The organism is Anaerolineae bacterium (assembly GCA_016931895.1).
Lineage (GTDB): Bacteria > Chloroflexota > Anaerolineae > 4572-78 > J111 > JAFGNV01.
This window is the reverse complement of sequence record JAFGDY010000162.1, coordinates 44,643-58,829: the sequence shown is the minus strand read 5'-3', so window position 1 is coordinate 58,829 and position 14,187 is coordinate 44,643. Positions and strand designations below refer to the sequence as shown.

Here is a 14,187-nt window from a genome sequence, read left to right as displayed (position 1 = left end):
ATCGTAGGGACAGCGCCTTGTGCCTGTCCTCTGGAGCGACCACAAGGGTACGCCCCTACATTACCGGATTAATTTCTAAAAATTCATTAATGAGCCGGCCCGAATCTTTTTTAGCCCAAAAAAGACTTTACGATAAGGGCGCTGGCTGCACACCACGAAAGGAGAATTTTCCGGCTGTGGAAGACGACCGTTCCCTGCTGGTGCGGATACAACGACACGACCAAAAAGCCCTGGTTGAAGTTTACGATCAGTACTTTGATCAAATTTATCGTTACCTCAACTATCGTTTGAGTGAACCGGAGGTAGCCGCCGATTTGACCGGGGATGTTTTTTTGGCCCTGGTCAATGCGCTCAAAGCGGGCAAACCTCCCCGCACCTCCTTATCAGGCTGGTTATACGCGGTGGCCCGCAATTTGGCGGCAGATTACATTAAAACAAAAACTCGCACCGTTGCTTTGATAGAGGACCTGGCGGCGGATGAACTTTCGCTAACAGACCAGGTGCATTTGTCGCAACTGGGTCCCATGTTGCGAGAAGCTATTCTCCAACTCACCGAAGAACAACAACACGTGATTACACTCAGATTTGGACAGGGGTTGAGCCTGGCTGAAACCGCTCACCTATTAGATAAATCCATCGGAGCCATCAAAGGTTTACAGCACCGGGCGCTGGCCTCGTTGGCCCGTTTTATCCCGGAGGGGGTGGAAAATGACGGATAGATTTGAGTCCATCCTCGATGAATGTATTTCTGCCCTGCAAGCAGGCGTATCTATTGAAGATATTTTGGCGGAGGTGCCTGATTATGCAGACGAATTGCGCCCCCTGCTTTATGCAGCCACCGTTTTGGCCGATCCTAACCCCAAATTGGTACCCGAGGAAAGAAAGTCGGCCTTACGCGCTATGTATATGCAGCAGATAGCCACCCTGCCCAGTTTGTCTGCGCCCACCTTTTGGGAAAAAACACAGGCAATATTCAGGATTATGCAAAGGCGACTGACCCCCACGGCTGTTCTCAATGACCTGGCGACAATTATTATCACCGTTCTTTTGACTCTGGTGATGGCCGCCTTGATTGTAAACTATCTGGCTACAGACGCCATCCCCGGCGACTTTCTCTATGGCGCAAAACGTTTTTCTGAAACCGTACAACTTTCTTTTGCCCCTAATGAGGGACGCCAGACCGAATTGCGGGAAAAGTTCAACCAACGTCGCTTGCAAGAAATAGAGCAACTGATAGAGCAAAATCGAGCAGCGGTAGTTCAGTTCAGGGGAATCCTGGAAACAAAAGGCGATAACTTGTGGGTTGTGGCCGGTCACACCATTTTCCTGCCGCCTGATATTGAAATTGAGAAAAACATTCATGAAGGGGATACCGTAGAAATAATAGGTTTGTTAAGGGCCAATAATAGGGTCTTGATAGCTGATACCATTAGCGTGGTCAAATGAGTATTGAGAACCACCTACATTAGCAAAACTTAAAAATCTCCTCCGCCTCCACTATCCCCTTTTATTTATCAGGAATTTGAGATATAATATTATTATTGATTTGAGGGTCATCAGTACCTTTATCCTAATCTCAATCTGGTGGTTATCAAGTTAAAATAGAAAGTAGGATTTTTATGGTAGTTTGACTTTTCACCAGAAGAGAGTCACTTGTTCAAATCAAAATTCAATAGAAAGGAGGTTAATTGCCTCAATGTTGTTCTTGCCCCAAGAAGAAGGTCAGGGCTTGGTCGAGTATGCGTTGATCCTAGTTTTAATGGCTATTGTCGTTATCGCTATCCTGCTAATACTTGGCCCGGCTGTTGGTAATGTGTTCAGCAACATCGTTTGCAATTCTTTCTGGAATGATTGTTAACGGTGGCCCGGATTGTTGAACTCACAAAATCCCAATGGGATACCATTTATCTTATTATTTGTTAAGCAATTTTTTATAAATTAGGTGGGTTCACCAAAAAACTAAAACTCCCTGGACTTTATTTAAGTAAAGTCAGGAGGGAAAAAGTATGACAAAAAGGGTGTCAGCAGCGCCCTTTTTGTTTTTAAGGCGCAAGCGGCCGCAGCGTTCGCTGTCTTTCATGACAGAAGCCTCCTGGGTTGGGTCACTCAACCCAACTTTACCCGAGAGGCTTCTTTTTTTCAATGCCCTGGAGCAAAGGTCAAACTCCGGGACTGCTTTTTTAATTTTCCGGCCCCTTAAGCCGCCTTATCCATATCATCCAGGGCCATTCCCACCGGACGCCCGTATTCATCATACAACTCCGGCCTGGTTTTTCCCCTGATCACGTCGGCCGTAACTACGCATTTTTTTATTTCTTTGCGCGAGGGGATCTCGTACATGACCTCCAACAACGCCTCTTCCACAATAGCCCGCAAGCCGCGAGCGCCGGTTTTATATCTGAGGGCCATGTCGGCCGCTAGGGAAATGGCTTCTTGCGTGAAAACAAGTTCCACGTCATCCACCATAGCCAGGAGGCGCTGAAATTGTTTAACAATAGCATTGCGGGGATCGGTAAGAATGCTCATAAAGGCAGCGTGATCTAAGGGTTCAACAGTAACCACCACCGGCAGGCGTCCGGCAAATTCGGGGATCAGGCCATAAGCCAGTAGATCATCCGGCGTTACCTGGCTCAACAATTGAGCGGAATAAACAATATCCTCTTGTTCCTTCAACCGCCGCTGTTCTTCTTTGGACAAAGCCGTGACCTCTTGCAGATGACCGCCCCGGCTCGGGGCAGCCGTTGTTTTTCCTTCGTCCGTTTTGCCAAACGTTTTGCCCTGCCCTTTAACAAAACCCATCCGGCCCTTGATGCCCAGCCGTTCTTCAATCATCTTATCCAGGTTATCAAAAGCTCCGCCGCAAATAAAGAGGATGTTTGAGGTATCAATTTGAATAAAATCCTGGTGGGGGTGTTTGCGTCCCCCTTGCGGCGGCACATTGGCCTGCACGCCTTCAATAATTTTTAGCAGGGCCTGCTGCACGCCCTCGCCCGAAACGTCGCGCGTAATCGAGGGGCTATCGCCCGATTTGCGGGCTACTTTGTCAATTTCATCAATGTAGATAATGCCCTGCTGGGCTTTCTGCACATCGTAATCGGCCGTTTGAATCAGGCGCAGCAAAATATTTTCCACATCCTCGCCTACGTAACCGGCCTCGGTAAGGGCCGTAGCATCGGTAATGCAAAACGGCACGTCTAAAATGCGGGCCAACGTTTGGGCCAACAGGGTTTTGCCACAACCCGTTGGCCCAATCAACAAAATATTGCTTTTTTGCAATTCAACATCGTCTTCGCCGGCCTGGGGGCGATTAATGCGTTTGTAATGATTATAAACGGCCACCGAAAGAACTTTTTTGGCCCGGTCCTGACCCACAACCCACTCGTTCAATTGCTCATAAATCTCTTTGGGCGAAGGGATACGCTTTTGCTGAAAATCAGTGGCCGCCGTAGCAGGCGTATCTTCTGCCAGAATGTCTTGACACAGATCAACACACTCATCGCAGATAAATACCTGATCCGGTCCGGCGATGAGCCGGTTTACCTCTTCTTGCGTCCGCTTACAGAATGAACAAACTTGTAGGTCAGAACCAAATCTGTGGGCCATTGACGCTATTCTTTCTTGTTAGTGTTAGATTCTTCAGCGTTACTTTCCATCGGCTCAATGGCCGACTCGCCCAGGATGTCGTCAACCAGGCCATAATCTTTGGCCCCATGCGCATCCATAAACCGGTCTCGCTCAAAATCCTCGGCAATACGTTCAACAGGTTGGCCGGTGTGCCGGCTCAGAATACCGTGCAGCAAATCTTGCATCCGCTTCAACTCTTTGTATTGAATCTCAACGTCCGGGGCATATCCCTGGGCACCACCGCCGGCGGGATGCATGTGAATGGTAGCGTGGGGCAAAGCATAGCGCCGGCCCTCTGAACCGGCAGCCAGCAAAACGGTGCCCATACTGGCGGTCCAGCCTACGGCAAACGTGCTGATGGGCGCCGGAACTTGCTGCATGGTGTCGTAAATAGCCAGGCCGGGGTAAATTGCCCCTCCGGGTGAGTTAATATACATTTGAATTTCACGTTCAGGGTCTTCTCGGCTCAAGAAAAGCAGTTGGGCAACGATCAAATTGGCCACCTGGTCGTTAATGGGGGTACCCAAAAAGATAATTCGTTCTTTTAACAATAGGGAATAAATGTCATAGGCCCGCTCGCTGCGCCCGGTAGTTTCGATGACCATGGGCACTACGGCTTGGGGTAAATAAACTGACATTTTAACAGCAACTCCTTTCAGTTTTAACGCTTATACTGTCTGCTCAACATCTGTTTCGGCCACCGTTTCTTCAGAGGTGGTTTCCGCAGGCAAGGTCTCGGCAGTTTTAGCCTCGGTTCCTTTAGCCACAGCGGCCGGTGGCTCATCATCCTCGGCCATTTCTTCCGCTTCCGCTTTGGCGCCAGGTTCGGGCGCTTCGCCTTTAGCAATGGCGGCCAATCGTTCAAAAATCTTGTCGGTTAACACATCATTGGCAATGGAAGCCTGGTGGGCCGGCGAGGACAACACCCTCTGCCAAAACTGCTCGCCTGCCCCCGACAAATCGGCAATGGCCCTAGCCCGCTCCAGAATTTCCATGTTGCTGATCTCCAGGCCCTCCAATTCGGCCACTTTGCTCAACACCAAGCTGTTGCGCAAAGTTTCAATAACACTCTCTCGGATCTCCTCACGCAGTTGCTCTTTGTTTTTGTGCTGCATGTTCAGGAAACCATCCAGGGTTAAACTGGCTTGTTTTAAGCGCTCTTCAAAACGTTCCAATTCCTGGTCAATCCGGTGTTCTTCCAGGGCTTCCGGCCATTCCAATTTTTCCACTCCGGCCAAGATTTCGTCCAGGGCTTCGTGGCCTAATTCATGATCATATTGAAATTGTCGCCGCCGGGCAAGAGTTTCTCGGATCTGCGTCTTCAATTCATCAAGGGTCTCAACATCGCCCACTGTTTGGGCAAAGTCGTCATCCAGGGGGTCAAGCTCCTTTTCTTTAACACTGCCAACTTCAACCGTAAAGTTTATCTCTTTGCCCGCGTGCCGTTCCGCCGACCAATCTGCGGGATAATTGATGGTAAACGTTTTGCTCTCACCGGCGCTCAAGCCAAGCAGGGGCGTAATAAAATCCACCTGAGCCGCGTCTGGTTCGTCATCATCCTCGTTCTCTTCATCAGGTGGCGTCAACTCAAATTCCACCGCGTCGTTTTCGGACAGCACTTCATCGCCGTGTTTTTCAACCACCGACATAGTGAGCAGGTCGCCCATTTGCGCCGGGCGTTCAACCGGGGTCCAGGTGGCGTTTTGCTCTTGCAGCGTTTGCAGCGCCTCGGCCACCTCCTCATCGCTAATTTCTACTGTTTTGGCCTCAAGGCGAACGGCGCGGTAATCGCCCAATTCAACCACCGGCGGGCCGGGCACTCTGGCCTTGATGGTTAACGGTTCCCAGGTAATCTCGTCAAACTTGAGCGGCGCCTGGGGATCCAAACCGGCTTCATCCAGGGCATCCGTTACTATTTTTTCGCCCGAATGTTCCAGCACTTCTTGCTGAATGGTTTCCAGGCCAAAACGGCGGACAATGGTATGATAAGGGGCCTTACCGGGCCGGAAACCAGGGATCTGGACCTGGCGAGAAATTCGCCGCGCGGCCTTTTTGAGCAAATCCTGTTCCTGGGCCGGGTCGGCCTGAATGGTCATTAAAATTTCACATCGTTCTAGTTCTTCAGTTGTAACCTTCACCGGGGTAAACCTCGTCTCTAATTAATTTAAGAAAGTGAATTTATCATAGCATAAAGGAGAACCCCAAGCAAATTGTTGTAAAATTCGGTCACAATGAAACAATGAGGAAAGATGATGAGCAACCGGCCGGCTGCTCAATTTTAAGGAGCTTAAGCTTGAATCCAATGATACCGGCATTAGTAGTTTATGTCAAGTCACGCCCGCCAATATTGACCCCCAATCTGGTCAATAAAGCGCCTTAATAACAGAATTCCGGCAAACTTGTCAATCCAGGCTGTTTGTGCTAAACTGTGATTAACCCTGCTGTTCGCGTGATGCTCCGTGCGTCTTGAGCCAACATTTCATAGAATGGGGGCTGCTGTTTTAGAGGGGATGCGGTAGCCTGCGGCAAGGCAAGGCAACACCTTCTATCCACGCCCCCCCCTGCTTAAAGCAGGTTCAAAGACAAATGGATGGCACACGGTCCAGCGGGGGGACTTTAAAGCGCGATTCTAAAGAATCGTGCTTTTTTTATTACCAATCCACGTGGCAGCAGCCATCTCGCCATTCCAGGGTGAGATTGCCCTGATTGGTATGCAGCCGGATAAAGTTTTGGCCAATGTGTACACCGGCGTCGCAAATTCTCCAAAGCATAACCACACTGAGCAGGGCAATGGTGATTAACGTGGGCAGATGGAAAAAAGTATCCAAAAATTTAGGCAATAGAGCCTGACTTTCTCTTGATGGGTTTGACACGCCGCCTGACCTCTGTTGGATAATTTTACGCTTGATTATACCCGAACCGGCCAAATTTCTGAATTTTTCTTTTCTTTCTTCTATGCTAGAATACCTACTTGCCGTTCCAAATTCATTCCCAATTATTTAAGGAAGACGTAAATGGATAAGGTAGACCTCTCCATCGCCCCTGAAGCGGTCAAAGATACTTTACGCAAAGTGCCCGCCCCTTGCGTGGTTATTATTTTTGGCGCTTCGGGGGATTTAACCCGGCGGAAATTGATGTCGGCCCTGTTCAGCCTGGCCTGCGAAGGACTAGCGCCGGATAATTTTGCCGTGGTGGGCGTGGCCCGCAGCAATCTAACCAATGATACTTTACGGTCCAGAACGCTGGAAGGCATCGAGGCTTACTCGCGCATCAAACCGGACCATCTCTGTGAGAAATGGCCTCATTTTAGCAACAATTTGTTCTATCACCAGGCTGATTACAACGACCCGGCCGGCTACCAGGGTTTGATCGAACAGCTCAAAAAAATCAATAAAGAACGAAATATTAGCTGCAATTATCTCTTTTACCTGGCCACACCGCCCACCTTGTACCCCGTCATTGTCAAACAACTCGGCCAAGCCGGCCTGGCCCAACCAACCAGGGATAGCTGGCGGCGCATCATCATCGAAAAACCATTTGGCCATGATCTGGCCTCGGCGGTGGAGTTGAATAAACAAGTTCATCAAGTTTTTGACGAAAGCCAGGTATACCGGATTGACCATTACCTGGGCAAAGAAACGGTGCAAAATCTGCTGGTTTTTCGGTTTGCCAATGCCATTTTTGAACCGCTATGGAACCGGAACTATATTGACCACGTGCAAATTACGGTAGCGGAGGAGGTCGGCCTGGGCAGCCGGGCCGGCTATTACGATACGGCAGGCGTGATGCGGGATATGTTCCAAAATCACCTGCTCCAACTGCTTACCCTGACTGCTATGGAGCCGCCAGCCGAATTCAACGCTACGTCTCTGCGCGATGAAAAGGTGAAAGTACTTAAAGCCGTCCGTTGCATCAAACCGGAAGAAGTCGGCTCATATACGGTCCGCGCGCAATATCGCACCTACCGGGATGAGCAGGGGGTCGCGCCCGGCACCGAAACCCCCACTTTTGCCGTGCTCAAATTATTTGTAGACAACTGGCGCTGGCGGAATGTTCCTTTTTACCTGCGTTCCGGTAAGGCTCTGGCCAATAAAGTCACCGAAATTTCGGTGCAGTTTCGCCATGTGCCTCACCTGATGTTTCCGCTGGCCCCGGACCAGCAACTGCCCCCCAACGTTTTAGGGCTGTGCATCCAACCCAACGAAGGCATGAACCTGCGCTTTGAAACCAAAATACCCGGCGCCGGCATGCGCACCCATCCGGTGGATATGACCTTTCTCTACGAGCAAGATTTTGGCAAAGGCATCCTGCCCGACGCTTACGAGCGGCTCATTCTGGACGCTCTGCACGGCGACGCCTCGCTCTTTACCCGCAGCGACGAGATTGAACTGGCCTGGAGTCTGGTTGACCCCATTCTGCAAGGCTGGTCAAAAAAAGACGCGCCCGCCCTGGCTTTTTACGAATCCGGCACCTGGGGCCCCGGCGACGCCGAGGAGTTCATTCGAGCCGATGGGCGCCAATGGCTGTACGGGTGCAGCGAAAAAACATCTAGCGGATGTGGCTAAATGCAAGCTAAAATTCATTTTCACTCATTCTCCACGCCTGAGCAATTGAGCCTGGCCGCCGCCAAGCACGTGGCTCGTCTTTCGGCGCAGGCGGTGGCGGCCCGGGGCCGCTTCACGGTAGCCCTGTCCGGCGGGTCTCTGATCAAACTATTAGGCCCGGCGATAGTGGCCGAGCCGTGGCGCGACCGGGTGGATTGGTCAAAATGGCATGTGTTTTGGGCCGATGAACGCTGCGTGCCCCTGACCAACCCGGAGAGCAATTATTACCTGGCCCAAAAATATCTCCTGGCCTACGTAAACCTGCCCCCGGCCCAAATTTATCCCCTGGACGATTCGCTTGACCCGCAGGCGGCGGCTGAGGCTTATCAAAATACGTTGGCCCAAGTTTTTAGTCCCGGCGCGGGACGTTGGCCTTGTTTTGACCTGATCCTGTTGGGTTTGGGCGAAGACGGCCACACCGCCTCGCTGTTTCCCCAACACGCCTTACTCAACGAAACAGAACGCTGGGTGGCGGCCATTTTTGACTCACCTAAGCCGCCACCGGAACGCATCACCCTGACCTTGCCCGTCATCAACCACGCCCGCCAGGTTGTTTTTATAACCGCCGGGCCAGGCAAAGCTGAGGCTCTGGCCCAAGTATTTGATTCGACCTTGACCCATAAACTCCCTGCCCAACTGGCGCAGCCAATCAATGGTGAAGCTCACTGGTTTGTGGATGAAGCGGCAGCAGCCGACTTGCCCAGATGATCCGGCCCCATAATAAAAAACCCCTGGAAATCAGCCAGGGGTTTTTGTATTTTTTACGGCCGGGCCGGCCAGCCTACTCTTCAATCACAATCCGGTCAATGGTATCGCCAACCTCAATTGAGCGAACCACGTCCATGCCGGCCTCCACTTGGCCAAATACGCTGTATTGGCCGTCAAGAAACGGGGTAGGGGCCAGGGTAATGTAAAACTGGCTGCCGCTCGACTCGCGCTGGGGATTGACCTGATCCGGCAAACGGGCCATAGCCAGCGCTCCTTCGCCGTGGGTTAAATTGAACTCGCCGGGAACGGTATAGCCGGGGCCGCCTTTACCCACCCCCAGGGGATCGCCTCCCTGAATCACAAAATCAGGTTCAACCCGATGGAACGTCAAGCCATGGTAAAAACCTTCTTTGCTCAAAAAGACAAAGTTATTCACGTGCTCCGGCGCGGCTTGAGCGTTCAACGAAACCACAATTTCACCTTTATTGGTCTGGATAATAGCCCGATAGGTTTTTTGGAGGTCAATGGTGAGTTGGGGCCTGGCCGAATAATAATCGGCCCGTTGTGCTGCCGGTAAAGCAGCTACCCCTTCGCTCTGCGGCGTATCCTCCGGCGGCGGAGGTTCCGGGGTGGGGGTACTGCCGCAGCTTACCATAAACATCAGCAACACAACAACCCAACATACCAGAATAAATCTGCCGATTGGGATTTTCATGACTTTCACCTAACTCTCGGTGATAATGACCTGATTGATCACATCGCCATTTTGTAGCGATGTGACCACGTTCTGCCCGCTGGTGACCTTACCAAAAACGGTATGTTTGCCATCCAAATGAGGCTGCGGTCCGTGACAGATGAAGAACTGGGAGCCGTTGGTATTGGGGCCGGCATTGGCCATGCTCAAACTGCCCGTTTCATGCTTTTGCTTAGAATTACCGCGCGTCTCATCCTCAAAGCTGTAACCTGGTCCCCCCCGGCCATCTCCGTTGGGACAGCCGCCCTGGGCCATAAAACCGGGAATCACCCGGTGGAACGTTAAACCATCGTAGAATTTATCACGGGCCAGAAAAACAAAATTGTTCACGGTTTTGGGCGTATCAGCCGCAAATAGATCAAGCTCAATATCTCCTTTGACGGTTTTCAGCGTGGCTTGATACCTTTTGGTGGAATCAATGACCATTTCTGGATAACTACTATATTGTTTAGGCACAGTTTTCTCCTTAATTTAAATTTTTTACCCTATCAATTTCATTCTGAGGCCGGCATTTGGCTCTCGATATCGGCAATAAATTGCTGCCAACTTGGCTGGTCAGACTCTGGGGCCACGGTTTGGGCCTGTTGGGCAAAGCGCAGGGCTTCCGGCCACTGGCCCAGTTGTTGGTAAAGAACGGCTAAGTTCTTTAAACTGTCGTAATCGTTGGGCAGTTGCTGCAAAACCAATTGATTTTCCTGGATCGCTTCTTGGAGGCGGCCTTGGCGGGCGTGAATAAAGGCCAATGCGCTGTGGGCTTCCACGTCGTTAGAATTGTTTTGGACCAGCATCAGGTAAAGCGGCAATGCCTGGTCAAATGCTTCTGAATTCAGGTAGATGTTAGCCAGGTCCCGGATAGTTCTATCCGAATTATCGCCCAATGCCCGGCATTGTTCTAAATGAAGGGTTGCCTGATCATACTGGCCGGCCAGAAGATAGGCGCGACCAATGGTGCATTGCACCTGGGCGGCGCGTTGTTGCGCCCGTTTTCTGGTCTCGTCGTCTGCAGCCAAAGCCAGTTTCTCTTCTCTATCCAGAGCCACTTGCTGCATCGCGGCCACAATATCGTCTAACCGTCCGGCAGACACGTAGAAATTGAGACGTTGGTCAAGAAACTGATCGGCAAAGAAAGAGAAGCCATCAGGATCCGAATACCTGGGCGGCAATTTCATAGCTTCACGGTGGGCCTTGAGCGCCTCGTCAACGTTGCCTAGAGCAGCGTAGGTATCGCCCAGCAGCAGCCAGGTGGGGGGATAGCGGGAGTCAATGGCAATGGATTTTTTCAGCCGATCAATGGCCGCGTCGTAATTTTGCCGGATGTAGTGGGTTTGCGCCCACAAGTTATGGTAAATCACGTTTGAAGGTGCCAGGATGGTGGCTTTTTCAAAAAACTCCAGCGCATCCGAAAACCGGCCAGGGTCAAATACTTGCCCCAGGGTGAAGTAGTACCGGCCCATATTGCCCGTGTTGTCGGGATTGTAGGGATTGATCCTCCTGGCTTCCAGGGCAATTTCCTCGCCTTTTTGCCAGCCCTGCTGGCGCCGGGCCGCATCAACATTGCCGTCTTGGGCCATTAATTGATAATCCAGGGCCAACATCAGGTAGTAAAAATCCTCGTCGCTGTCTATTGATTTGCCTCTTTCATGCAGGGCAATGGCCTGGTCCCACTGGCCCTGGTTTCGATAGCGTTCACCGTCCTTTAAGTATAAATCCGCCCGCACCACGTTGATGTTTTTGAACCAGATCAGGCCAAAGATAGCCAGGATCAAAGGAGGATAAAGCCACCAGTTTTCGGCGCGTAAAAATGGCTGGCCCCGCATTTGCCGCCAGGCCAGAACGAGCGCCAGAATCAAAAACAGAACAAATAAAAAACCATAAAACGACAACAAACCCCAAACCAATACATTGGCCGCCGTTATCACGTCGCTGATGCGGGTTACCATCACCTGCACGCCAAGCAGGAAGGTGTGGGTGAGGTAGTGGATAAAGAAATAACTCAGGGACGCAAAAGCGTAAAGGGTAATCAAACGCGTATATTTTTTGTCAATATTGAAAACAAAGAGCAAAAACGCAACCGGCCATAAAAAGAAACCGGCAATACGGCGCAGAATTTGGAGCCAGGTGGCCCGGTCATCCCAATACTCCTGCCAGCGGATCACGGTATCCGAGAGGGCAATAGCCAGGCCCACATACCAGGTAATAACGTACATCCACAATAAACTCAGGCTATCTTTATCGCCAAGGCTGAAAACAAAATGGGGAGTGATGAAATCAAAGGTTAAAATAATTAAAATAATGGCCATAGCCAGGCCCTGGCTGCCCACCCATACAGCCCAGCTCTCGCCTTGCAGCGCTTGAGCCGGCGCTTCACGCGTTTTTGTTTGACATGCATTCGCTCCGGGTGTTTTTGCGCCGGTTCGGCGCCGAGTTCGCCTTTTTTTAGGCCGGCGGACTTTGTTTTCGTAATCAAGAAAGGCAGGTTCTTCCGGTTCAACCGCCAGGGTGGCCATTGTGCCTGTTTCCAGGCCCAATTCCGCTTCTGTTTTAGTAGTTGTTTCCTCGGCCTGGTTCTGAATCTGGTTGATCCTGGAAAGGGCCACCATTAAACCGGCGTAGATCCAAAAATAGGTGTAAGTGGCGGCAATAGAGAAGACAAAGTGAACCTCGATGAAGTGGCCGATGAGCGCTCCCAACAAACCAATCAAGAGCAGGGGATGGGCCGAAAACTCAACCCGGTCCTTATTTTCTTTTTGGGTAACAATGGCCTGCCAAACCAGGTGAATGACCACGCCCGCAATCAAACCCAGCGGCAAACCCAGCGGCATAAAGGTAAAGGGGCTGTCTTCAGCGTCCAGCAGATACGGCGCTACCAGGCCGGCAACGCTGCCCGCCAGCAGCAAAATGATGAGCCGCCACCTGGCCGGCTTATCCGGGACCCAGCCTAACCAGAGCAGGGCGTAATAAAAAAGGCTGGTCATTAAAAAGTAAAAGGCCAGAAACCCCAAAACCCCGGTGATCACCAAACTATCCATGGTTTCGTTATGAGAGCGGTCGGCGGAACTGCCCCGGTTCTCTACCTCAACCAGGTTGGGGGGGTAAACAAAAGCAAAGGCATTGAACATTGAATCCGGGCCGTAGCCAAGCAACGGCCTGAGCAGGTTGAACTTATCTGGAGGGGAAACTTCATCGCCCGGAATGCCCAACGGTTCGTGCGGAGCGACCAATCTCATAGCCGAATCCCAGATGAGCACGCGCACCCGGCCGGTGGCCTGGGTTTCGGTGATGTTAGCCAAACGCTCGAGATAGGGCAATCGGCGGATAGGGTCAAGATAGGGGTCCAGCCCTATTCCCCGAATATTCAGGGCTAACACAAAAATAACGCCCAGCACGGCCAAACCAAACCAACTTAGCCAGAGCCAACGCCATCCCTTCTCAGTCGCGGCCATATACGTGTATAAGCCCAAAAAGCCCAGTAACCCGCCCAGGGCCGCTCCCATTAAAGAGACGCCTCCAATTGAATAATTTAAGGCCAGCAGCAAGTTATCCAGGCCCCACCCCAACAAATAGCCCAGCCCGCCGCCCAGCCCGCCGGCTACGCCCAATAGGGCCATAAATCCAAAGCCCATGCCTATTTCTTTGAAAGAAAGGGATACAGGATTGGGGTGCAAGCGGCGCAGCACCAAGAGAATGAGCAAGCCCATGATAAAACTGGCCCCCAAAATACCCAGTAAAGGGCCGCGACTCCGGCTAAACAAGATGGTGATCACTTGAATGGCCAGGGTAAAAATGTAAACCGCAGCCAGGATGGTGTAACCCCAAGAAGCCTTTTCCTCTTTGATAATTGCGGACATGGCTTCAATCAGGCGGCTCAAAGTAAGCGGCACAATCATAATCAGGTATGAGGCCACAAAAATAGGGTTGCCCATGTTAGAAGCTACCCGGTAAGTAACATCTCCGGCCCAGGGCAGGGGATCAAGGCCATAATGCTGCACAATGCCGTACAAACCCACCGGAATGCTGGCCAAAATAATAATGGTCACCAATCTATCTACCTGCTCGCGGGTGCGCAAATTACCGGCCATCAAAGCAAAAACTACCACGTAAGACAGGTAGGAATAAGTGCCCTGCATGCGCTGGTAGGAGCCCCATAAGCTCACCCTGGGCGAGATAGAAAAGATAGTGCTAATGATATAAACCAGAACCAACAACGCCGTTGGCAAAAATAAGGGGGTTTTGAGCCACCGGCGAAAATGTTCCGACAGCACAAAGCTTGAACCATCAGCCTCACTCACGCCCCGCTCAACCACCGATATAATCCAGGCCAAAATCATCACCCCAACAATTGAGCGCAGCAAGGTAATTTTATCCGGCTCAAAGGTGCGCGCGGTGTAGATGTTAAAAAATAACGGGACCGCTACGGCGGCAGCCAGCCAGCCAGCTTCAATAACGCGGTCACAAAAAATGGAGAGTTTTGTTCTCATAAGAACCTCGGGTTGAAAT

Annotated in this window: 11 protein-coding genes and 1 other RNA gene; 5 read left to right on the top strand and 7 right to left on the bottom strand. The window is 51.3% G+C overall.

Annotation, left to right across the window (positions count from 1 at the left end):
- The coding region (locus JW953_12480; GenBank protein ID MBN1993508.1) for a sigma-70 family RNA polymerase sigma factor at window positions 1-719 on the top strand (719 nt) is incomplete at its 5' end.
- Window positions 709-1,446, top strand: coding sequence for a hypothetical protein (locus JW953_12475; protein MBN1993507.1), 738 nt, complete (start codon window positions 709-711; stop codon window positions 1,444-1,446). The genes JW953_12480 and JW953_12475, both read left to right, overlap by 11 nt.
- Window positions 1,447-2,196: 750 nt before the next feature.
- Here JW953_12475 and clpX read toward each other — a convergent pair.
- From clpX to tig, 3 genes are read right to left on the bottom strand one after another with little or no spacing between them, the layout of a single operon-like run.
- Entirely contained in the window at window positions 2,197-3,603 is a 1,407-nt protein-coding gene (gene clpX / locus JW953_12470; protein MBN1993506.1) for an ATP-dependent Clp protease ATP-binding subunit ClpX, read from the bottom strand.
- Between the two features lie 5 nt (window positions 3,604-3,608).
- Complete coding sequence (locus JW953_12465) at window positions 3,609-4,262, bottom strand: ATP-dependent Clp protease proteolytic subunit (protein MBN1993505.1); 654 nt, start codon at window positions 4,260-4,262, stop codon at window positions 3,609-3,611.
- 30 nt (window positions 4,263-4,292) lie between these two features.
- The gene (tig, locus tag JW953_12460; protein ID MBN1993504.1) at window positions 4,293-5,762 is read right to left on the bottom strand and encodes a trigger factor; all 1,470 of its coding nucleotides are present in this window, start codon (window positions 5,760-5,762) and stop codon (window positions 4,293-4,295) included.
- A 294-nt stretch (window positions 5,763-6,056) separates the two neighbouring features.
- Here tig and ssrS point away from each other — a divergent pair.
- Window positions 6,057-6,240: non-coding RNA, 6S RNA (gene ssrS / locus JW953_12455), on the top strand.
- 35 nt (window positions 6,241-6,275) lie between these two features.
- Here the strand turns inward: ssrS and JW953_12450 are convergent.
- Window positions 6,276-6,497 carry a hypothetical protein gene (locus tag JW953_12450; protein ID MBN1993503.1) on the bottom strand — a complete coding sequence of 74 codons (222 nt, stop codon included), beginning with the start codon at window positions 6,495-6,497 and terminating at the stop codon, window positions 6,276-6,278.
- Between the two features lie 141 nt (window positions 6,498-6,638).
- Here JW953_12450 and zwf point away from each other — a divergent pair, with 141 nt between their 5' ends.
- On the top strand, window positions 6,639-8,189 hold the full coding sequence (zwf, locus tag JW953_12445; protein ID MBN1993502.1) for a glucose-6-phosphate dehydrogenase: 1,551 nt from the start codon (window positions 6,639-6,641) through the stop codon (window positions 8,187-8,189).
- Complete coding sequence (gene pgl, locus JW953_12440) at window positions 8,190-8,936, top strand: 6-phosphogluconolactonase (GenBank protein ID MBN1993501.1); 747 nt, start codon at window positions 8,190-8,192, stop codon at window positions 8,934-8,936.
- A 73-nt stretch (window positions 8,937-9,009) separates the two neighbouring features.
- Here pgl and JW953_12435 read toward each other — a convergent pair whose 3' ends face one another.
- The 3 genes from JW953_12435 to JW953_12425 form a co-directional block, all read right to left on the bottom strand.
- Window positions 9,010-9,591: a peptidylprolyl isomerase gene (locus JW953_12435; GenBank protein ID MBN1993500.1), complete on the bottom strand. Its 582-nt coding sequence runs from the start codon at window positions 9,589-9,591 to the stop codon at window positions 9,010-9,012.
- Window positions 9,592-9,660: 69 nt separating this feature from the next.
- Window positions 9,661-10,116, bottom strand: a complete 456-nt coding sequence (locus tag JW953_12430; protein MBN1993499.1) for a peptidylprolyl isomerase — start codon at window positions 10,114-10,116, stop codon at window positions 9,661-9,663.
- A 68-nt stretch (window positions 10,117-10,184) separates the two neighbouring features.
- Entirely contained in the window at window positions 10,185-14,168 is a 3,984-nt protein-coding gene (locus JW953_12425) for a tetratricopeptide repeat protein (GenBank protein ID MBN1993498.1), read from the bottom strand.
- Window positions 14,169-14,187 lie beyond the last annotated feature (19 nt).